Genomic DNA, 22,219 nt, shown 5'->3' on the forward strand with positions numbered 1-22,219 from the left:
GCTTTGTCGACTGCCGATTTTGACTATCCCAAGCCGCTTTAAGTGATTTTAGGTATAACCAAAAAAACGGCTTTTATTACAATGACTTGGGCTTGAGCGAAAAATGCACGATAGCCTGTAGTTATTGTATAAGCCGCGCTAAGCACAACATCATCTAAATCCCCTAGGTATTATTCATGTCCCACACATTATCGTTTTTTGCCAGTTGCCCTAAAGGCCTAGAGTCATTATTGCTGGATGAGCTAAAACAACTGCAAGCCGAAAAGGCCAAAGAAACGGTAGGGGGCGTGTTTTTTTCTGGCTCCTTAGAGCTGGCCTACCGCTGCTGCCTGTGGTCGCGCCTGGCTAACCGCGTGCTGCTGATATTGTCGGTAAGCGACTGCCGCAACCTGGATGACTATTACAATGGCGTGAAAGCGGTAGAGTGGGCTGAGCATTTGGGCCTAGACAACACCTTCGCCATAGACTTTTCCGGCGGCATGAGCGAAATCAAACACACCCACTTTGGTGCGCTTAAAGCCAAAGATGCCATAGCCGATTACTTCACCGAGCGCGAAGGCCGCCGCCCTAATATCGATGCCCAAAACCCCGACCTGCTCATCAATATACGGGTAGGTAAGGGCAAGGTCACCGTGGCCATAGATCTATCGGGCGAGAGCCTGCACAAACGCGGCTACCGCGAAAGCGGCGGCCTAGCCCCCTTAAAAGAAAACCTGGCCGCGGCCATACTATTGCGCGCCGACTGGCCCGCCGTAGCTGCCAGAGGCGGCGTGTTATACGACCCCATGTGTGGCTCTGGCACGCTATTAATAGAAGCAGCACTGATGTCGGCCAATATCGCCCCCGGCCTGTTGCGCCTGTACTGGGGCTTTGACCGCTGGTTGGGCCACCAGCCCAAAGTGTGGCAGGCCATAGTGAGTGAAGCCGAAGCCATTAAAGCCGAAGCCCTTAATCGCCAGTGGCCAGAAATACGCGGCTACGATGCCAGCCCCAAAGCGGTGGACGCTGCCATGCGCAATATCACCAACGCTGGCCTAGAGGGCAAGGTGCGGGTGCTGCGCAAAGAGCTGGCTAATTTTGTAAAGCCCACCCATATCACAAATGATTACGGCTTGATTTTAACTAACCCCCCTTATGGCGAGCGCTTGGGCGAGGTAGAATCGCTGGTGCATTTATACCGTCACCTAGGCCAAACCCTGCGCAAAGAATTTGCCGGTTGGCAGGCCTGCGTGTTTACCGGCAACCCCGACCTGGGTAAGCAAATGGGTATTAAAAGCCGCAAGCAATACCAGCTATATAACGGCCCCATCCCCAGCAAACTGTTAATGTTTTCTATTGAACAGCAATATTTTGTTGACGATAAAAGTCGCCAAGTGGGCGCTACTGTCGATAACAAAACCCTAACCGATGTGGTGCTTAGCAGCGGCGCACAAATGTTTGCCAACCGCTTAAAGAAAAACCGCAAGCAATTGGCTAAATGGAAAAAACAAAACGAGATTACTTGTTATCGCTTATACGATGCCGACATGCCCGAGTACGCGGTAGCAGTAGACGACTACAACGGCCAGATACACGTAGCAGAATATGTAGCCCCCGCCTCGGTTAATCCCGAAGCCGCCGCCACCCGTTTAAAAGAAGTGATGGCAGCCATACCCGTAGCCTTAGAAGTGCGCCCCGAAGATATAGTGTTAAAACAACGCCTGCGCCAAAAAGGCACCAATCAATACCAAAAATACAAAGAAGAAAAAAGCTACCAAGAAGTCACCGAAGGCCAAACCAAATTACTGGTTAACCTCACCGACTACTTAGACACAGGCTTGTTTTTAGACCATCGCCTAGTGCGTTTAAAAATCGCCGAAATGGCCAAAGGCCAGCGCTTCTTAAATTTGTTTTGCTATACCGCCACCGCATCTGTACATGCCGCCGTGGGTGGTGCTACCTTTACCGATAGCGTGGATTTATCGGCCACCTATTTAGATTGGGCGAAAAAGAACCTGGCCTTAAACGGTTTAAGCGAGCTCAGCCACCGCACTCACAGAGCCGACGTGCGCGAGTGGTTAAAAACCTGTGACAATGTTTACGATTTAATATTGTTAGACCCGCCTACCTTTTCTAACTCTAAAAAAATGGAAGGAACTTTAGATATACAGCGCGACCAGGAAGAGTTTATCGACGCCACCATGGCGGTGTTAGCCCAGGATGGGGTGCTGATATTTTCTAATAACCATCGTAAGTTTACTTTGGCTGATAGTATTGGTGAGAAGTATCAGGTAGAGGATAAAACGCGTTGGTCATTGGATAAGGATTTTCAGCGTTCTACTAAGATACATCAGTGTTGGTTTATTAAGCATAAGGGGTAATTGTTGTCGTGCCCAAGGCACTCGCTTCGCTTATGGGGAAGGCTCTGCCGGGCTACGAATAGAGCCTCCGTCATACCGGCCTCCGAGCCGGTATCCAAGTGGTTGGTCTAAGTTCTCTGTATTGTTTTTTTATTGTGATAATTGCTGCCTTTCCGCCTTGCTGGGCGGGTTACTTTCATTTGCTTGCCCAAATGAAAGTAACCAAAGCAAAGGGCACCCCTAGTACGCCGCCCTTCGGGTACCCTGCGCTACTCAAAAAATAACGGCCGCTGCGCAACTCACAAAAAACGATACTCAATCGTTTTTTGCTCGGACAGTGCTCGCTACTTCGTGCCGTTATTTTCCTCCGTTGCTCGGCGACTCCCAAGGGGAATTGGGTGCTCCGTAGTTGGTTTTGGTGGGTGTTTGAGTTTAAATGGTTGGGGTGTGAATAGTTTGCATAAATATGCCTAGATATAGGCGTTCGATAATGTGTATATTCAGGGTTAAGTGTATGCATAGGCTGATATTTTTGTAAATGTAGTCATAATTACTAAATATACCTATTAGGCTCAATTAAATTGTTGGATTTAAGGTTGCTAATGAAGAATATCTGTTTATTTTTGTCATTTATATTTCTGATGTCCTGCACGAATGTTGCGGGCTGGGCAGTACGACTGAACAACGGGGTATATACAAGTCAATCTGCGGAATTTACTGTTAAAAATCCTATTGATAGTGGCTTTTGTTTAAAAATTGAGGAAGATGTTGGTGAGACATCTGAAACTGTTGGATTTCATGAGTGTCATGGTTATATTGCTGAGCGCTACATGCTTACGTGGTACAAGATTGACTCAATGGATGAGGAGCAGTTTTTCGAAAAAACAGAAAAGTCATTTATTCCTAGTTTTTCAAAAAATGTATTCAACCCAATCGATGAGGGGGTTGCAATAAATATATCTCGATTGGTTGCGAATGGTAATCCGGCTGTATCTTTTGAGGTCAAAACTAAGAGTGGTGACAAACTACTGATGCTCAAGAGCACTTCTGTACTGTATGGAAATAGAGTGTTATCGATTTCAGTGGCCTATGATTTAAGTCGAATCGAGTCTTGGAATAAGCCAGGCAGTAAAAAAATGTTTGATATATACGATAGCTTTGTAAGTAGCTTTAAAAGAATCTAACAAACAGGCATAACACTCGCTAGCACCAAGGATCAAAAGGACGTGGCAAGCAATCTTTGTTTCTCATAAAAAAAACTTACTACGAAGCTCCCAATTCCCCTTGGGAGTCGCCGAGCAACGGAGGAAAAGTAGCGGCGCGAAGCAGCGAGGACTGTTTGAGTATTTTGAAGATTAAATATCTTCAAAATGCGAGTTCCGCAGCGGCCGCTAGTTTTTGAGTAGCACAGGGTACCCGAAGGGCGATGGACTAGGGGTGCCTTTTTCTTTGGTTAGCTTTCTTTTGGGCAAGCAAAAGAAAGTAACCCGCCCAGCAAGGCGGAAAGGCAGAATTAATTCCAATAAAAAATAATACAGAAAACCAAGCTAGGTCGTATGGATACCGGGTCAAGCCCGGTATGACAAAATAGATACCGGGTCGTGGCCCGGCATGACAAAGTGCTCGCTCGCAGGCCGCCAAGGCCAGCAAACTATCTACCCCGCCTCTTACTCCCCGCCACTGTATTCTTACGGTTATTAGTACTCCTATAAGCCGCCTTCTTACCCGGCCTACTGCCATCATCGCGCGGCGGCAAACCCGTATGCTGAGTCAGCATATTGCCTTTTTTCGCCACCCAGGTTTTAGGCTGATGCGGCGGTATTAAATGTTTTTTACCGGTGCCTATCAAATCAGAGCGGCCCATTTTTTTCAGGGCTTCGCGCAGCATGGGCCAGTTGTCGGCGTCGTGGTAGCGTAAAAACGCTTTGTGTAAGCGGCGGTGTTTTAGGCCGCGTGGGGTTTTTACGGTTTCGCTGTCGCGGCCGATTTTTTTCAGCGGGTTTTTCTCGGAGTAGTACATGGCGGTGGCGCTGGCCATGGGCGAGGGGTAAAAGGCCTGCACCTGGTCGGCTCTAAAGCCGTTGCCTTTTAGCCACAGCGCTAGGTTCATCATGTCTTCATCGCTGGTGCCGGGGTGGGCGGCGATAAAGTAGGGGATGAGGTATTGTTTTTTGCCCGCCAGTTTGGAGTATTTCTCAAACATTTTGGCAAAGCGGTCGTAGGTGCCCATGCCCGGCTTCATCATTTTAGATAGCGGGCCGCCTTCGGTGTGTTCGGGGGCAATTTTTAAGTAGCCGCCTACGTGGTGGGTGACTAGCTCTTGCACGTATTCGGGGGTTTCTACTGCCAGGTCGTAGCGCAGGCCCGAGGCTATCAATACTTTTTTAATGCCGGGCAGTTCGCGGGCTTCGCGGTATAGCTCTACTAAGGGCATTTGGTCGGTGTTGAGGCTTTTGCATATGCCGGGGTATACGCAGGATAGGCGGCGACAGTTTTGCTCTATGGTTTTGCTTTTACAATTTAAGCGCCACATATTGGCGGTGGGGCCACCCAGGTCGGAGATGACGCCGGTAAAGCCTGGGGTTTTATCCCGTATGGCTTCTACCTCTTGAATAATGGATTCCTGCGAGCGGCTTTGAATAATGCGGCCTTCGTGTTCGGTAATCGAGCAGAAGGTACAGCCGCCAAAGCAGCCGCGCATGATGTTTACCGAGAAGCGTATCATCTCGTAGGCGGGGATGCGGGCATCGCCGTAGCTGGGGTGTGGCACGCGCTGGTAGGGCAGGCCAAACACCGCGTCCATCTCGTCGGTTTCCAGCGGTATAGGCGGTGGGTTTAGCCACACTTCGCGGTTGCCGTGAGCTTGTACCAGGGCGCGGGCGTTGCCGGGGTTGGTTTCCAAGTGTAATACCCGTGACGCATGGGCGTAGTACATGGGCTCGTTTTTAACTTTTTCGTAGGCGGGCAGGCGTATGACGCTGCGCTCGCGGCCGATTTTTTCTTTGCGGGCGGTGAGCGGGTCTATGATGCGCACGGCCTGCAGCTCACTGCTGGCGGTTTCTTCGGCGAGCTTGGATTTCTCGCAGCCCTCGTTGCCACCCTCTTCGGTAACTTGGTAGGGGTTGATCTTAGGGTCTATGGGGCCTATTTGGTCGACTTCGCTGGAGTCTATTACGGTCCAGCCCGCGGGTATGCTGTTGCGCATAAAGGCGGTGCCGCGTAAATCGCGTATTTCATCAATGGCTTCACCCTGAGCCAGGCGATGGGCGATATCGACTATGGCGCGTTCGGCATTGCCGTACACCAGCATATCGGCCTTGGAATCTAGCAATACTGAGCGGCGTACCTTGTCGCTCCAGTAGTCGTAATGGGCAATGCGGCGCAGGCTGGCCTCTATAGAGCCTATCACTACCGGTACACCTTTATAGGCCTCTTTGCAGCGCTGGCTGTATACATTAACGGCGCGGTCTGGGCGTTTGCCGCCCTCGTCATTGGGGGAGTAGGCATCGTCGTGGCGCAGTTTGCGGTCGGCGGTGTAGCGGTTAATCATGGAGTCCATATTGCCCGCAGCTACGCCGTAAAACAGGTTGGGCTTGCCCAGCTGCATAAAGGCGTCTTTAGAGCGCCAGTCAGGTTGGGCGATAATGCCCACTCTAAACCCCTGTGCCTCTAGCACCCGGCCTATGACTGCCATGCCAAAGCTGGGGTGATCCACATAGGCATCGCCGGTGACGATGATGATGTCACAGCTATCCCAGCCCAGTACGTCCATTTCGGCGCGGGTCATGGGGAGAAAGGGGGCGACACCAAAGCATTCCGCCCAATACTGGCGGTATGAGAATAATCCTGGGGTGGCTTGGGCTGGGCTGTTGATAGCCTTGGCTAGAGCGTGCTTAGACATGATGTAATAACAGTAGACAAAGAGTGGCCATTATACATTAACTTGAGAAAAATACTTGGTCTTTGCCGGTGTTGGGATTCACGCTGCTATGTGTTTATAATCCCAGCCCGTCAACTGGATGTCACAAAACTGTCATGTTTATTGGTTTTAATTGATGTACGGAAAATAATCGTAAGGTTTACAGTTACATGAATGAGAAAACCATTTTAGTGGTCGATGATGAAATGGCCATACGCGAAATGATAGTCATGGCCTTAGAGATGGCGGGTTTAAACTGCTTGGAAGCCAGTAATATTCAAGATGCTCACAGTTTAGTGATAGATAAAAACCCCGACCTAATACTCTTGGATTGGATGCTGCCCGGCGGCAGTGGCATAGAGTTTTTGCGCCGCCTGCGCCGCGATGAGCTTACCGCCAGCATGCCGGTGATTATGGTCACGGCCAAAACCGAGGAAGATAATAAAATCCAGGGTTTGGACGTAGGGGCCGACGATTACATTAGCAAGCCCTTTGCCCCCAGGGAGTTAATCTCGCGTATTAAAGCCGTGCTGCGCCGCACCGGTGCCGGTGAAAGCGAGCCAGCAATAGAGGTCAATGGTTTACAATTAGACCCTGCCAGCCACCGCGTCTTTATCGATAAAAAAGCCGTGGATATGGGGCCTACCGAGTTTCGGCTATTAAAATTCTTTTTAACCCACCAAGAGCGCGCCTACAGCCGTGGCCAGTTACTGGACCATGTGTGGGGTGGCAATGTTTATGTGGAAGAGCGCACCGTAGACGTACACATACGCCGTCTGCGCAAAGCCCTTAGCCAAGATACCGAAGCCTATGCCAATATGGTGCAAACGGTGCGGGGTACCGGCTATCGTTTTTCTACCGCGAGTTAAAGCTTGATGCAGCGTATTAATTGGATGGTAGAGCTCAAGCAGCTGGCCCAGTTATTTACTGTGGCCTTAGTCTTGGGTTGGTTAGCAGGCCATCTATTGTTGGCGTTATTGCTAGCGGCGCTGCTCTATATAGCCGGTACCTTTAGGCAGTTGCTGCGGGTGCAGCGCTGGCTAATTGCCGAAGATGGCAGTGACCCACCGGAGTCCACCGGCCTGTGGGGTGATATGCTGGATGGCATTTACCGCCTGCAAAGGCAAAACCGCGAAGAGCGCCAACGCCTGCAAGGCGCGGTGGATTATCTGCGCGACTCACTGGCCTCGCTGGGTGATGCCGCGGTGATGATAGATCAAAACGGCAATATAGAGTGGTGCAATTTGGCGGCACGCCGTTTACTGGGTTTGCGCCACCCCGAAGATGCCGGCCAGCAACTGGTTAACCTGATACGCAGCCCTGAGTTTATTCACTACTACGAGGCCAATGAATACCAAACGCCTTTAGAAATTGCATCGCCACATCAGTTAGATAAACAGCTGCAATTTCAACTCACTTTTTTTGGCCGCGGCAGCCGCCTGATGTTTGCCCGCGATATTACCCATACCCACAGGCTGCAAGAAATGCGCAAAGACTTTGTGGGCAATGTTTCCCACGAATTGCGCACCCCGCTCACGGTGGTTAATGGTTATTTAGAAACCTTTGTCGACAGTGAAATCGCAAGTGCCCCGCGCTATAAGCGCGCCTTTCAGCAAATGCTGGAGCAGGTGCGGCGCATGGAAAACCTGATTAAAGATTTAATTGTACTAACCCGCTTGGAAACCGTGCCGGACGAAGGCGAGCATGCGGTGGTCGTAGTGTGCCCGCTGTTGCGGCAAATACGCGAAGAGGTACTGGCGGTGTTTAACCAGCAGCGCCTGATAGAGCTGGATTGCGATGAGCGCCTAAGCCTGCGCGGCGAAGCTGAAGCCCTGCGCAGTGCTTTTACCAATTTAGTGATGAATGCCGCCAAATACAGCAACGATAACGGCAAGATTCAGGTGCGCTGGTATGTGGATGGCGATAAGGCCTGTTTACAAGTAAGTGATAACGGCCTGGGTATAGAGGCCCATCATATCCCCCGTTTAACCGAGCGTTTTTATAGGGTGGATAAAAGCCGCTCCACCCAAACCGGTGGCACCGGCTTGGGTCTAGCCATAGTTAAGCACGTGCTATTACGCCATCACGGCGAGTTGAAAATTACTAGTACTGTGGGCCAGGGCAGCAGCTTTGCTTGTTATTTTCCCCTGAGTCAATGCCAGCTTAAACAGTCGTAATTGCGGCGATTTAATCCTGTCTTAAATGTTTCAAGAATATGTCACATAGCTGTAACAAAGTTTTTTTACAGTGTCCCCATCATGTTGATAACAAGTGTTTGGAGAAAACGAATGACGATTAACAGTTTTAAAAAAATAGCTACAGCTATAGCCGTTAGTGCCAGCGTGCTGGGTTCGGCGGTCAGTACGGCGGCAACAGCGGTAGATGCAGCTTTGCCTGTTTATCAAAAAGCCAGTGGTGTATCGGGTAATCTTTCCAGCGTGGGTTCAGATACTTTGGCTAACTTAATGACTTTATGGGCCGAAGATTTTAAGCGCTTTTACCCTAATGTGAATATACAAATTCAAGCGGCGGGCTCTTCTACTGCGCCTCCGGCTTTAACTGAGGGTACCTCTAACATAGGCCCCATGAGCCGCAAGATGAAAGATAAAGAACTGGCAGCCTTTGAGGCCAAGTTTGGTTACAAACCTACAGCGGTGCCTGTAGCCATAGATGCTTTGGCGGTCTATGTACACAAAGATAATCCTATTAAAGGTTTAAGCATTACCGATGTAGATGCGATTTTTTCTTCTACTCGCAAATGTGGCTCTAACAACGACATTAACACTTGGGGTAAAGCTGGCTTAAGCGGCGCTTGGGCTAACCGCGACATACAGCTGTTTGGCCGCAACTCAGTATCAGGTACCTACGGTTATTTTAAAAAGAAGGGCTTGTGTAAGGGCGACTTTAAAAACACCGTTAATGAACAGCCTGGCTCTGCCTCAGTGGTGCAGTCAGTGGCGACATCAATCAATGGTATAGGTTACTCGGGCATAGGTTATAAAACCTCTAGTGTACGTGCAGTGCCTTTGGCGAAAAATGTTGGCGATAAAGCGGTAGAGGCTACCCCTGAAAATGCGGTTAGCGGCGCCTACCCATTGTCGCGCTTCCTCTATGTGTACATCAACAAGGCACCAAATAAGCCTTTAGCCCCTATGGAGCGTGAGTTTATTAAATTGGTGTTATCAAAAGCGGGCCAGCAAGTGGTAGTGAAAGATGGCTACATACCATTACCTGCAAAAGTCGCTGAAAAAACCTTACAAAAGCTAGGCTTATAAGCCGCAATATCACTTAGCGTAGTTATTGTTAAGGCCGGTCATTGTGACCGGCCTTTTTTTTGGCTGATCAATTTGTGCGGATGAAAACAGTATTGCTGTTGCTGAGTAGGTATTATCCCTTATAGGGTTATGGTGCTGGGTCTTTAGAATGACGCCCCCCGTTAAGTTGATGGGTTAATTTATAGTCAACTTTTTAGTGTTAGCCTAAAACAACAGCAAAACTGGCGGCGGCTAAAACGGCGGGGCGGGTAGTTATGCTATTAATAAAAACAATAATGATATTGGTGGTATTCTTTAAGGTATGTATACAGTAATTAGCAAACAGTTGACCAAGGCTTTATTAGCCCCGCGCTTGCTGCAGGCAATGCTATTGTCGCTGTTAATGGCGGCAAGTGCATGGGTTTTGGCCCATGACAGCAGCAAGCAAAAAGATACGCTGTATGTGGTGTCAGAGCGCTGGCCGGGTTATAGCAATGCCGATGGTAGCGGCCTGTATTTTGAGTTGCTTAAAGCAGTGTTTGAGCCCGCAGGCGTGGCCGTTAATATACGCATACATCCCATACTGCGTGGCATCGCCAGCCTGCATAGTGGTGAGCATGCCGATGTGATGCTCGCTGATTGGGGTAGGCAGCACTTGGCAAAAAGCCCGCAGTACCAGCTGGAGCGTATTATTTTCCCCCATTACCCTATTTTTGTTGAATATGTGGAGGCCGTATTTGCGCCTGAATCCACTCTTAGCTGGCAGCAACTTAAAGCTGATAGCAGTAAGCGCTTGGCATGGCTTAGAGGTTATAACTACGATATACACCTAGGTTTAGAGCAGCACCCTGTAACCCTGCTAAATAGCGGTGAACAGGGTTTTAAAATGTTAATTAAGGGCAAAATTGATTGCTATCTCAATGACCGCAGCGATCTGGATGTGTTGGTAGATACCGATGTGGCAAAGGCGGTAGCCTGGCGTAAGGAGTTGGTGGCTACCCGCAAGCTGTACCCCTTGTTTCACAATGACCCCCGCGGCCAGCGCTTTAGCGACATTTACGATAGGCGTATGGCGGCCATGCAAAAAAGTGGCGAGCTACAACGCTTATATCAGCGCTTTGGTAAGGATTACCAACAAGTATTGGCTGATGAGATAGACCCCGTAAACTGATCCCCCCCTATTGCATGAATAGCTTTTAGCCCTGAGCCCGTAGTTGTGGCATAGCTGTAATATTATTGTCACATAGCCGACATATACTGCCGGTATGAAAAATACAGCCCCTACATCCCCAGTCGTACCCGCAGCCCGCAGCCTACACTTAGAGCGTTTAAGTGGCTGGCGTAAAGCCAAAGACAGCCTAGCCAACCTCGTCATCAGTGCCGGTGGCATGGGTGTGCTTATGGCCATTTTGTTGATTTTCTTTTATTTATTTTATGAAATTATGCCGCTGTTTAAGTCGGCGCATATACAGCCACAGTCCAGCTATGAGCTTAGCGCGGTGGATAGTAGCGATAGCTTATTTTTGGCCATGGAAGAGCAGGCCGAGGTGGCGTTAATGCTTAACCGAGCTGGCCAGGCGCAGTTTTTTAATGCTGCCACCGGGGCTAGCGTACATCAGGCTCAGCTGCCGCTCACGGCTGCAGTTACCAGCTGGGCTTTAAACTCCGAGCAGCAGCCCTTGCAGGCATTGGGCATGGCCAATGGCCAGGTGTTATTGGCGCAGCCTAAATACCGTATCAGCTATCCTGATGACCAGCGCGTAATCACCCCGTCTATAGAATACCCCTTTGGCGAGCAGCCTCTGGTGATTGCCGATGCGCCCTTAACGAAGGTGGCGGTGCGCGATACCGAAGAGCAGCTATTAATTGTGGCGGTAGCCAAGGGCAAGCTCACCGGCAGGTTATTTAATAAAGAAGAAGACTTTTTATCGGAAGAACTCACCCTAGAAGAGCAGCCCTTCACTATACCGGAAGTGGATATAGTGCCCCAGTGGCTGTTGCTAGGCCCTGATCAGCGCTGGCTATATGTCGTTAGCCAAGATGGTGCTTACCGCGTAATCAATATACGCGATGAGGCGGTGGCAGCCAGCGGCCGTTTACTAGAGCGAGGCCAGTTAACGCAGGTTCGTTTTTTACTGGGGGGTATCTCCTTGTTAGCCGCTGATAATCGCGGTGAAATCAGCCAGTGGTTTATGGTGCGCGAGGACGGCAAGCTACCTAGATTAGAAAAGATACGCGCTTTTAAAGCTAGCGACAGTGCTATAGAGCAATTAGTGGTAGAGCACAGGCGCAAGGGTTTTATCACCATTAATCAGCAACAGCAGCTGGATGTGTTTTATACCACCTCGGGTAGACAGCTATTATCCGAGCCAGTTATTGGTGCCGCTATTAGCGATATAGCCGTGGCGCCCAGAGCTAACCGCGTACTAAGTCGCGATACTAATGGCCAGTTTAGCTATTGGCAGTTAGAAAATGAGCATCCCGAAGTATCGTGGTCGGTGCTGTGGCAAAAAGTTTGGTACGAGAGTTATCAAGAGCCAGATTATATTTGGCAGTCCTCGGCATCTAATAACGACTTTGAACCCAAGTACAGTTTTACTCCCTTAGCGTTTGGTACGTTAAAGGCGGCATTTTATGCCATGCTGTTGGCTACGCCCTTAGCTATAGGCGGGGCGATATATACGGCCTACTTTATGACGCCAGCGGTGCGCCGCAAGGTCAAACCCTTAATTGAATTAATGGAAGCATTGCCCACAGTTATTTTGGGCTTTTTGGCGGGGCTGTGGTTGGCACCCTTTTTTGAGCGCAACCTGCCCGGTGTGTTTGCCATTTTTATGTTATTCCCTTTGGGCATTTTATTATTCGGTTATTTATGGAGCCAATTGCCCTCGCGTATACGCTTAGCGGTACCAGATGGCTGGCATGCCATTTTGCTAATCCCGGTGGTTATAGCCATTACCTGGGCCTGCATAGCCAGTAGCGGTTTATTAGAGCTGTGGTTTTTCCACGGTGATATGCGGGCGTGGTTAACCCACGACCTGGGCATCTCCTTTGATCAGCGCAATGCCATGGTGGTAGGTGTGGCTATGGGCTTTGCCGTGGTACCCACGATTTTTTCTATTACCGAAGATGCGGTGTTCTCGGTGCCTAAATCCTTAAGCTATGGCTCCTTAGCCTTGGGTGCCACCCCTTGGCAAACCTTGGTGGGGGTGGTGATACCCACTGCCAGCCCCGGTATTTTTTCTGCCTTGATGATAGGCATGGGCCGCGCCGTGGGTGAAACCATGATTGTGTTAATGGCCACCGGTAACACGCCGATTATGGATGCCAATATTTTTGAGGGTATGCGTACCTTGGCGGCCAATATCGCGGTAGAGATAGGTGAAACCGAAGTGGATAGCTCGCACTTTAGAGTGCTGTTTTTAGCGGCCTTTGTTTTATTTATGTTTACCTTTGTGGTGAACACCATTGCCGAAATCGTGCGCCAGCGGCTGCGTAAAAAATATGGTTCGCTATAAGCGCTGGCTAACAAAGATTTTAATAGGTTGTAATCAATATGTTTGAGCAAGACAAAAAAATTAGCCTGCGGCAGTGGTTTAAAGATGGCGAGGCTTTTATATGGCTAAACGCGGCAGCGGTTAGTGTGAGTGTGGTGGCCGTTATAGGCTTGTTATTGTTACTGGCGGTACGCGGCTTTGGCCATTTTTGGCCTGCCGATATTATGCAGGCGGATTATCAATTGCCTAATAGTGCGGCGATACGGGTAATCGGTGAGGTGGTAGAAAGCGAACAGGTGCCTGTAGAGCAAATACGCGGTGCCGGCTTTGCTATAGCGGGTAATCAGCCTTTTGTTAAACGCAGCCTGATTAAGCAGGGCAACCGTGATGTAACCGGCTTGGACTTTGCTTGGGTGCTAAATGATTACCTCAGCAATATTAGTTATCCAGAAACGCTAATGGCAGTGGAGCGTTATGAATGGGGTAATTTTTACGGTTACTTAACCGGCCTCAAGCAGGCGGGCGAACCTGTAGCGCAGGCGGATGACAAAACCCTGTGGCAGGATTTTGAACAGCGTATACAGCGAGCGGCGGGATTACATGAGCAAATTAAACAAATAGAAAAGTCTGACATAGGCAAGGTCAACTACCAGTTAGAGCGCCTGCGTTTACAAGAGCGTGGCCTGGAGTTAAATCGCAGCCTTAGTGCCAGCAAACGTGCGCAACAAAAAAGTGATATCGCCTTGGAACGCGCGGCTTTAGATAGTCATTACCAAGTGTTGCAGGCGCAGCTATTAGCGCTGTATGAGCAAGTTAACCGCGATAGCTTTACTGCAGAAACCATGGGCGGTGAACAAGTGGAGATTCCCTTGGCGCATGTGGTGCATGCCTACCAGCCCAATGCGATGAATGTCATCGATAAAAGCTGGGCCTACGCCTTAAAGTTTTGGGAGTTCTTAACTGATGAACCCCGTGAAGCTAACACGGAAGGGGGCATTTTCCCCGCGATATTCGGCACGATTATGATGGTGTTGCTGATGTCGGTAATGGTAACGCCCTTTGGTGTGATTGCCGCGGTCTACCTACGTGAATACGCTAAACAGGGGCCATTAACCCGCACAGTGAGAATTGCGGTAAATAATTTAGCCGGTGTTCCCTCTATTGTGTATGGGGTATTTGGTTTAGGTTTCTTTATTTATTTTATTGGTGCCGAGCTGGACCAGATTTTTTTCCAAAACGCTTTGCCTGCGCCTACCTTTGGTACTCCGGGTTTGTTATGGGCCTCTTTAACTTTGGCGCTGTTAACCTTACCGGTGGTGATTGTCTCTACCGAGGAGGGCTTATCGCGCATACCCAAAGCCCTGCGTGAAGGCAGCTTGGCCTTGGGGGCCACTAAAGCCGAAACACTATGGCGGGTGGTATTGCCTATGGCCAGCCCTGCAATGATGACCGGTTTAATCCTAGCGGTGGCCCGAGCTGCTGGTGAGGTGGCGCCGTTGATGTTGGTAGGGGTGGTAAAACTAGCGCCTTCTTTACCGCTGGATGCGAATTACCCCTATCTACACTTAGATCAAAAATTTATGCACTTGGGTTTTCATATTTTTGATGTGGGTTTTCAAAGCCCCAATGTTGAGGCGGCGCGCCCCTTAGTCTACGCCACGGCTTTATTATTGGTGGTGATTATTGCGTTGTTAAACTTTAGCGCCGTGGCCTTGCGTAACCATTTACGCGAAAAATACAAATCCTTAGAAATGTAAACGACTGAATACGGGTGACACTGTGAAAGCACAAGCACTATCTTTAGATAAAATGGGTCGCACCCATAGAGAGATGTCTCTGGCCAATGAAGAGACCAGCCTGGAAGTAAATGACTTAAATTTATTTTACGAGGGCGGCAAACAAGCCCTATACGATATTAATTTAACTATACCCAAACAGCGGGTAACGGCATTTATAGGCCCCAGTGGTTGCGGTAAGTCTACCTTGTTACGCTGTTTTAACCGCATGAACGATTTGGTCGATGGCTGCCAGATTAACGGTGAAATTAAATTAGATGGCCACAATATCTACGATAGAGTAGTGGATGTAGCCTCATTGCGCAGACGTATAGGCATGGTGTTTCAAAAACCTAATCCTTTTCCTAAAAGCATTTATGAAAATGTAGCCTATGGTTTGCGTATACAGGGGATTAATAAGGCCAGAGTATTAGACGAGGTGGTAGAAAAATCCCTGCGCCAAGCAGCATTGTGGGATGAGGTGAAAGACCGCTTGCACGATAGCGCCTTGGGTATGTCGGGTGGTCAGCAACAACGTTTGGTTATCGCCCGTACTATAGCGGTAGAGCCAGAGGTGTTATTGTTGGATGAGCCCGCTTCGGCGCTGGATCCCATCTCTACTTTAAAAATTGAAGAACTGATTAACGAGTTAAAATCTAAGTACACCATAGTGATAGTAACCCATAATATGCAGCAGGCGGCGCGGGTTTCTGATTACACGGCGTTTTTATATATGGGCAAGCTGATAGAGTACGACACTACCGATACGCTATTTACCAACCCATCTAAAAAACAAACTGAAGATTATATTACCGGCCGCTACGGTTAAGGGAGCGCTAAACCATGTTAGATAAAGATGCACACAGCCACCACATCTCCCAGCAGTTTAATACCGAGCTGGATGCGGTAAAAACCCATATGATGGAAATGGGCGGCCTGGTAGAAAAGCAAGTCAGCGATGCGGTGTTTTCAATTTTAAATGCCGATAGCGGCATGGCCGAAACGGTAAAAGAGCGCGATAAATTAATTAATGCCATGGAAGTTTCGGTGGATGATGAGTGCGCGCGCATATTGGCCAGGCGGCAGCCGGCGGCCAGTGACTTGCGCTTGGTTATTGCCATCAGTAAAGCGGTAAACGATTTAGAGCGTATAGGTGATGAGGCAGGCAAGATTGCCACTCAAGCCCTGGCTTTAGCTGAGGCTGGTGAGCCTAGTAAAGGCAGCGTGGAAATACGCATGATAGGTGAGCATGTGGGCCGTATGGTACACGACGCGCTGGATGCTTTTGCGCGCTTGGATGTGGATAAGGCGCTGGAAGTTGCTCGTGAAGATAAATTGGTAGATGCTGAATACGGCACCGCCATGCGCAGTGTGATGACTTATATGATGGAAGACCCGCGCAGTATTAGCTCTATGTTAAACGTGCTGTGGTCACTGCGTTCTTTAGAGCGGGTAGGCGACCATGCCCGCAATATAGCCGAGCATGTGATTTATTTGGTGAAAGGGAAAAATGTTCGCCATGTGGGGTTAACGGAATTGGCTAAGCATGTGGAGCAGTAAGGGGGGGTGAGGTGTTTTACGTGGGGGAAGTTAAATTTTCCCTATTGTGTTGTACGTTGTGAGCAAGGCATCTTCTTGCAAGACACGCCGTGAATACATCCATGTAGGCTAGGCGCTGGCATCCATGCCAGCGACTGTCTTGCAAGAAGCCGCCTTACTCACTCAGATCGTTTCGAACTACGAATGATTAAGGCCGGTTATAAATATCTTCATTCAACAATATAACGCTTAATAAAAGAAGGCGTCAGGTTTAGCCCAAGCAATTCCCTACGCAACATATCCAAAGCAACTGCTGCCATCATTTTTTGAAAGGCGGTGCGGGGCTGTGGGTAGCACAGTTTAATCACACTAATAGCATTATGCTTGCCCCAACCTATATACACCGTGCCTACAGGTTTGTCGTCGCTGCCGCCGTCGGGGCCGGCTATGCCGGAGATGGCGATAGCGTAATCCGCGCCGGTTTTAACCAGGGCGCCTTCGGCCATGGCTCGCACCACCGGCTCGCTGACGGCACCGTGTTGCTGTAAAAGCTGGGAGTCCACATCTAGTAGTTGCTGCTTACAATGGTTGGAGTAACTGACTACGCCGCCTTCAAAGGCTGCGGAGGAGCCGGGTACCTCGGTGAGCATGGCGGCTATTAAGCCGCCGGTGCAGGATTCGGCGCAACACAGGGTTTGCTGCTGTTGTTTGAGAGTGGTTAATACCGCCTCGGCTAAGCTGCAATTATCAGCGCCGATAATACTGTCGCCCACTTCTTGTTGCAGCCATTGATAGCACTGCTGTTGTAGCTTTTGGTGTTCGGCCTGTTGTATGGCTAGTTTTAATTCCAGTTGCGGCATGCCAGCTCTAAAGCCCAGCTCTACTTCTTTGGGCCAGTGCGGGTAATTTTTATTGACTAGCTCCTGCACAAAAGATTCGCCCAAACCAAAAGTTTGCAAGCGCAGGGTGGAGGGGGTGAGTTGATTGGGAAAGCGCTGGCTGATTAAATCCAAAACACTTTCGTTCATCATGCGGCGCAGCTCGCTGGGCACGCCGGGGGTGCAGATAATTAAACAGCCTTGGTAGTCGCAATAAAACCCTACGGCGCTGCCGGTGGGGTTATCAATAAGTTGGCAATGCTCGGGTAGCAGGGCTTGTTTTTTGGCTGAGTCGCTAAAGCGTATTTTGCGGCGATCATACCAGTCAGTTACATGTTTTAACGCGGCCTCATGGATGACTATAGCTTGGCCGCTGGCGGTAGCTAGCGCTTGGGCGGTAAGGTCATCTACGGTAGGGCCTAGGCCGCCATTAATAATCAGCACCTCGCTATGGGTGCTGATGTGGCGTATTTCTTCTACTAATAAATCGAAGTCGTCGCCTATAGTAACTTTGCGATAAACTTCATAGGCCTTGCTGTGTAGTTGCTCGGCTATCATGGCGGAGTTGGAGTCTACGGTGTGGCCCGACATGATTTCATTGCCGGTGAGTAGTAGTTGTATGCGCATGCTGTGTCTTTCTATTAGTTGCTGTGTAGGCTTAATACTACTGCAAAGTCGGTAGTAGTGAGATACAAAAAAGGCCGCAAATGCGGCCTTTTTAAATAGTTAGCTATTGGTTAGCGCTGATCCAGCGGTACAAATTTGCGCTGTGCTGGGCCTGTGTATAGCTGGCGAGGGCGGCCAATTTTAGAGTTGGCGGCAATCATTTCGTTCCAGTGTGCTATCCAGCCTGGGGTGCGGCCTAAGGCAAAGATTACCGTAAACATGCTAGTGGGTATGCCCATGGCTTTTAAGATGATGCCTGAGTAGAAGTCTACGTTGGGGTAGAGTTTCTTCTCTTTAAAGTAGGGGTCTTCCAAGGCGATTTCTTCCAAGCGCTTAGCGACAGCCAGTAGTGGGTCGTTAACACCTAGTTCGGCCAATACATCATCGGCGGCACTTTTCATGACTTTGGCGCGTGGGTCAAAGTTTTTGTAGACGCGATGACCAAAACCCATCAGGCGGAAGGGGTCGTTTTTGTCTTTAGCCTTGGCGACAAACTCGTCTATGCGCGATACATCACCAATTTCCTCTAGCATATTCAACACGGCTTCGTTGGCGCCGCCGTGTGAAGGGCCCCATAGTGCGGCTATACCCGCCGAGATACAGGCGAAAGGGTTGGCGCCGGTAGAGCCAGACAGGCGTACGGTAGAAGTAGAAGCGTTTTGCTCGTGGTCGGCATGAAGGATAAAGATTTTATCCATGGCATCGGCCAGTACCGGGCTAACTTTGTAGTCTTCGCAAGGGGTGCTGAACATCATGTGCAGGAAGTTTTCAGCATAGCCCAGGTCGTTGCGCGGGTAGATAAAGGGTTGGCCTATGGAGAATTTGTACGCCATGGCTGCAATGGTGGGCATCTTGGCGATCAGGCGTATGGCTGATTTTTGTCTGTGCTTATCGCTGGTGATGTCTAAAGAGTCGTGATAGAAGGCAGAGAGTGCGCCTACTACACCACACATAATAGCCATGGGGTGGGCGTCGCGTCTAAAGCCTTTAAAGAAGGCTGATAGTTGATCGTGCACCATGGTGTGGTGGGTGACTAATTCTATAAAGCGTTCTTTTTCTTCTTTAGTGGGTAGTTCGCCGTTCCATAATAACCAGCAAGTCTCTAAATAGTCTGAATGCTCGGCTAGTTCATCAATGGGATAACCACCGTGCAGTAATATGCCTTGGCCACCGTCTATATAAGTAATTTTTGATTCGCAGGCTGCGGTGGAAACAAAGCCGGGGTCATAGGTGAACATGCCTTGGCTGGTAAGGGCGCTAACGTCAACAACGTCTGGGCCTAAAGAGCCTGAATAGATGGGAAGTTCAATGGGGTCTTTACCGGCTATGGTTAGCGTGGCTTTTTTGTCTGACATGCAAAAGCTCCTGAGGTGCAGCTTGTGGCTGCGCAGTTTTTCATTCTTAATGAGCTGATAACTATAGAGTTTTGCCTAGTCTTGTCAATTGCATTTTCGGAAGGGGTGTAGAATGGTAGCAACCGTCCCCCATGTCTAGCGGCCTGCTTTTATATTTGTTTTATTTATAGTCATTATATTTTTTTTGGCCTATGGCCAGTTAATGAATTTCGCCGCTTATTATTTGCACAGTCTGCTCGAGATTTGGCCTGCTGGTCTGGCGGTGTCGCATTGCTAATTCATGGGCTATTCTGTAGTGGCCTATGAACTAGCGCGCATAGGTGTTTGTGTTTCAAAAAGTATCAGCCTATAATTCCGCGCGAATTCTGAACCTGCTCAAGTGTTTTAATAGTAACAACAAGCAGATAATTAGCTGTTTGGAATGTCTCTTCACTTCCTTTGAACCGCCCTTAGGGGCCATGACAAGTGTGATAAAAACCGTGAATGATAAACGACCTGTAAACCTCGATATTGGTAGTATAGACCTACCAATTACCGCCTATGTATCGATTTTGCACCGCATTTCAGGTGTGATACTCGTTGCTGGAGTCGCTGTACTGCTCTGGATATTGGATGCCTCCTTGAGTAGTGAAGAGAGCTTTAATGCTATTAAAGCCGGCGCTGGCTCTTTCTTATGTAAATTAATCGTCTGGGCGGTATTGTCTGCCTTGATTTACCACACTGTGGCAGGCGTGAAACACTTGATCATGGATTTGGGTATAGGTGAAAGCTTTGAAGGCGGCGTAGCCGGCTCCAAGATAGTGATCGCTGTATCTGTCGTCTTGATAGCCTTATTGGGGGTGTGTATATGGTAACTTCCGTTACAAATTTAGGTCGCAGCGGCTTATCTGATTGGTTGATACAGCGTGTTAGTGCTGTGGTGTTATTGGCTTATGTTATTTTTCTCTCGTATGTGCTGTTGGCCTGTAGCCCAGACTACCAAGAGTGGAAGGCCCTATTCGAAAATACTTGCATGCGCATTTTTAGCGTAGCCGCTTTATTAGCAATAGCCATGCATGCCTGGATAGGTTTGTGGTCAGTATCGACTGATTATTTAACCGAGCGCACCTTAGGCGGCAAAGCCACCTTATTGCGTCTTTCTTTCCAAGCTATCAGTGCTGCAGTGTTATTCACTTATGTAGTCTGGGGCATCCAGATTCTGTGGAGCTAAAATTTTATGTCTAAAATCAGAACTATTTCATTCGACGGCGTTATCGTCGGCGGTGGTGGTGCCGGTATGCGCGCAGCACTGCAACTTTCACAGTCGGGCTATAAAACCGCTGTAATCACTAAAGTATTCCCCACTCGTTCACACACGGTTTCTGCACAGGGTGGTATTACTTGTGCGATAGCCTCTGCTGATCCCAATGATGATTGGCGCTGGCATATGTACGATACCGTTAAAGGCTCCGATTACATCGGTGACCAAGACGCTATCGAATATATGTGTAACGTAGGGCCAGAGGCCATCTACGAACTAGATCACATGGGTTTGCCTTTCTCGCGTACCGAAGAGGGCCGCATTTACCAGCGTCCTTTCGGTGGTCAGTCTAAGGGCCCAGATAATCCTACTCAGGCTGCGCGTACCTGTGCTGCTGCTGACCGTACCGGCCACGCTCTGTTACACACCTTGTACCAAGGCAATATGAAAAACGAAACCGTATTCTTAAACGAATGGTACGCCATAGACTTGGTTAAAAACCAAGATGGCGCGGTGACTGGTGTTATTGCTATCTGCATAGAAACCGGTGAAGTGGTACACGTTAAGTCTAAAGCTACAGTGTTAGCGACTGGCGGTGCCGGTCGTATTTACGCCTCTACTACCAACGCCCACATCAACACCGGTGACGGTATTGGTATGGCGCTACGCGCTGGTGTGCCGGTACAAGATATAGAAATGTGGCAATTCCACCCCACCGGTATAGCGGGTGCGGGGGTATTGGTTACTGAAGGTTGTCGCGGTGAAGGTGGCTACTTAATCAATAAAGATGGCGAACGCTTTATGGAGCGTTACGCGCCTAACGCTAAAGACTTGGCGGGCCGTGATGTAGTAGCCCGCTCTATGACTTTAGAAATTTTAGAAGGCCGCGGTTGTGGCCCCAATGGCGATCATGTGTTCTTGAAGCTTGATCACCTAGGTGAAGAAGTTTTAGAAAGTCGTCTGCCGGGTATTTGTGAGTTGTCTCGTACTTTTGCCCACGCTGATCCGGTTAAAGAGCCTGTACCTGTAGTACCAACCTGTCACTACATGATGGGCGGTATCCCCACTAACGTAAATGGCCAGGCATTAACCATTGATGCCAGCGGCAATGAAAAAATCATTGATGGTTTATACGCCTGTGGTGAAGTGGCTTGTGTATCTGTACACGGTGCCAACCGTTTAGGCGGTAACTCATTACTTGATTTGGTGGTGTTTGGTCGCTCTTCAGGCTTGCATATAGAGCAGTCATTGCGTGCCGGTATAGATTTACGTGACGCTAGCGAAAGCGATATCGAAGGTTCTATGAGCCGCTTAAACAAAGCTAACGAAAGCAAGGGCGGCGAGAAAGTGGCCGACCTGCGTAAAGAGCTACAAAACGTTATGCAAAACCACTTCGGCGTATTCCGTCGCGGTGACTTTATGCAAGACGGTATTAAGAAGTTGGCTGAGCTGCGTGAGCGTATTGATAATGCCCACCTTGAAGATAAGAGTAATGCCTTTAACACCGCTCGCATAGAGCGCTTAGAGTTAAACAACTTGTTTGAAGTGGCAGAAGCTACCGCTATTGCCGCTGAAGAGCGCAAGGAAAGCCGCGGCGCCCACGCCCGTGAAGACTTCCCCGATCGCGATGACGAAAACTGGTTGTGCCACTCTATGTACTTCCCAGAAGAAAAACGTGTTGGTAAGCGTGCTGTAAACTTTAAGCCGAAAACCGTTGATGCCTTCGAACCAAAAGTTCGTACTTACTAAGGGGTTTG

Annotated in this window: 16 protein-coding genes; 13 read left to right on the top strand and 3 right to left on the bottom strand. The window is 49.2% G+C overall.

Going from position 1 to position 22,219, the window contains the following annotated elements; translation table 11 throughout:
• Nucleotides 1-176 precede the first annotated feature (176 nt).
• Nucleotides 177-2,360, top strand: a complete 2,184-nt coding sequence (rlmKL, locus tag NO559_RS08920) for a bifunctional 23S rRNA (guanine(2069)-N(7))-methyltransferase RlmK/23S rRNA (guanine(2445)-N(2))-methyltransferase RlmL (RefSeq protein WP_258331470.1) — start codon at nucleotides 177-179, stop codon at nucleotides 2,358-2,360.
• A gap of 581 nt (nucleotides 2,361-2,941) precedes the next feature.
• Nucleotides 2,942-3,523 carry a hypothetical protein gene (locus tag NO559_RS08925; RefSeq protein WP_258331471.1) on the top strand — a complete coding sequence of 194 codons (582 nt, stop codon included), beginning with the start codon at nucleotides 2,942-2,944 and terminating at the stop codon, nucleotides 3,521-3,523.
• Between the two features lie 467 nt (nucleotides 3,524-3,990).
• Here NO559_RS08925 and NO559_RS08930 read toward each other — a convergent pair whose 3' ends face one another.
• Entirely contained in the window at nucleotides 3,991-6,240 is a 2,250-nt protein-coding gene (locus NO559_RS08930) for a YgiQ family radical SAM protein (RefSeq protein WP_328488322.1), read from the bottom strand.
• A gap of 188 nt (nucleotides 6,241-6,428) precedes the next feature.
• Here NO559_RS08930 and phoB point away from each other — a divergent pair, with 188 nt between their 5' ends.
• The 8 genes from phoB to phoU all read left to right on the top strand — a co-directional run bounded on the left by phoB (nucleotide 6,429) and on the right by phoU (nucleotide 16,344).
• Nucleotides 6,429-7,127 carry a phosphate regulon transcriptional regulator PhoB gene (gene phoB, locus NO559_RS08935; RefSeq protein WP_258331472.1) on the top strand — a complete coding sequence of 233 codons (699 nt, stop codon included), beginning with the start codon at nucleotides 6,429-6,431 and terminating at the stop codon, nucleotides 7,125-7,127.
• 6 nt (nucleotides 7,128-7,133) lie between these two features.
• Entirely contained in the window at nucleotides 7,134-8,435 is a 1,302-nt protein-coding gene (gene phoR / locus NO559_RS08940) for a phosphate regulon sensor histidine kinase PhoR (protein WP_258331473.1), read from the top strand.
• A 111-nt stretch (nucleotides 8,436-8,546) separates the two neighbouring features.
• Nucleotides 8,547-9,533 carry a PstS family phosphate ABC transporter substrate-binding protein gene (locus NO559_RS08945; protein WP_258331474.1) on the top strand — a complete coding sequence of 329 codons (987 nt, stop codon included), beginning with the start codon at nucleotides 8,547-8,549 and terminating at the stop codon, nucleotides 9,531-9,533.
• 301 nt (nucleotides 9,534-9,834) lie between these two features.
• Nucleotides 9,835-10,683, top strand: a complete 849-nt coding sequence (locus tag NO559_RS08950; RefSeq protein ID WP_258331475.1) for an ABC transporter substrate-binding protein — start codon at nucleotides 9,835-9,837, stop codon at nucleotides 10,681-10,683.
• Nucleotides 10,684-10,777: 94 nt separating this feature from the next.
• Nucleotides 10,778-13,030 (top strand): ABC transporter permease subunit, encoded by a 2,253-nt coding sequence (locus tag NO559_RS08955; protein WP_258331476.1) that lies wholly within the window; start codon nucleotides 10,778-10,780, stop codon nucleotides 13,028-13,030.
• A 38-nt stretch (nucleotides 13,031-13,068) separates the two neighbouring features.
• Nucleotides 13,069-14,766, top strand: coding sequence for a phosphate ABC transporter permease PstA (gene pstA / locus NO559_RS08960; protein ID WP_258331477.1), 1,698 nt, complete (start codon nucleotides 13,069-13,071; stop codon nucleotides 14,764-14,766).
• Nucleotides 14,767-14,818: 52 nt separating this feature from the next.
• Nucleotides 14,819-15,613, top strand: coding sequence for a phosphate ABC transporter ATP-binding protein PstB (pstB, locus tag NO559_RS08965; RefSeq protein ID WP_258331556.1), 795 nt, complete (start codon nucleotides 14,819-14,821; stop codon nucleotides 15,611-15,613).
• A 14-nt stretch (nucleotides 15,614-15,627) separates the two neighbouring features.
• A complete protein-coding gene (gene phoU / locus NO559_RS08970) occupies nucleotides 15,628-16,344 on the top strand; it encodes a phosphate signaling complex protein PhoU (RefSeq protein ID WP_258331478.1) in 717 nt (238 codons plus the stop codon).
• 209 nt (nucleotides 16,345-16,553) lie between these two features.
• Here the strand turns inward: phoU and NO559_RS08975 are convergent, their stop codons facing one another.
• A complete protein-coding gene (locus NO559_RS08975; RefSeq protein WP_258331479.1) occupies nucleotides 16,554-17,828 on the bottom strand; it encodes a CinA family nicotinamide mononucleotide deamidase-related protein in 1,275 nt (424 codons plus the stop codon).
• A gap of 110 nt (nucleotides 17,829-17,938) precedes the next feature.
• On the bottom strand, nucleotides 17,939-19,222 hold the full coding sequence (locus tag NO559_RS08980; protein ID WP_258331480.1) for a citrate synthase: 1,284 nt from the start codon (nucleotides 19,220-19,222) through the stop codon (nucleotides 17,939-17,941).
• Nucleotides 19,223-19,701: 479 nt separating this feature from the next.
• Between NO559_RS08980 and sdhC the strand changes: the two genes are divergently transcribed.
• The 3 genes from sdhC to sdhA are packed head-to-tail and all read left to right on the top strand — an operon-like array spanning nucleotide 19,702 to nucleotide 22,211.
• Nucleotides 19,702-20,076 (top strand): succinate dehydrogenase, cytochrome b556 subunit, encoded by a 375-nt coding sequence (sdhC, locus tag NO559_RS08985; RefSeq protein WP_258331481.1) that lies wholly within the window; start codon nucleotides 19,702-19,704, stop codon nucleotides 20,074-20,076.
• Nucleotides 20,070-20,432: a succinate dehydrogenase, hydrophobic membrane anchor protein gene (gene sdhD / locus NO559_RS08990; RefSeq protein WP_258331482.1), complete on the top strand. Its 363-nt coding sequence runs from the start codon at nucleotides 20,070-20,072 to the stop codon at nucleotides 20,430-20,432. The genes sdhC and sdhD overlap by 7 nt, the downstream gene beginning before the upstream one ends.
• A gap of 6 nt (nucleotides 20,433-20,438) precedes the next feature.
• Nucleotides 20,439-22,211: a succinate dehydrogenase flavoprotein subunit gene (gene sdhA / locus NO559_RS08995; RefSeq protein ID WP_258331483.1), complete on the top strand. Its 1,773-nt coding sequence runs from the start codon at nucleotides 20,439-20,441 to the stop codon at nucleotides 22,209-22,211.
• Nucleotides 22,212-22,219: the final 8 nt, after the last annotated feature.

It is taken from the genome of Dasania sp. GY-MA-18 (genome assembly GCF_024734385.1).
GTDB classification, from domain to species: domain Bacteria; phylum Pseudomonadota; class Gammaproteobacteria; order Pseudomonadales; family Dasaniaceae; genus Dasania; species Dasania phycosphaerae.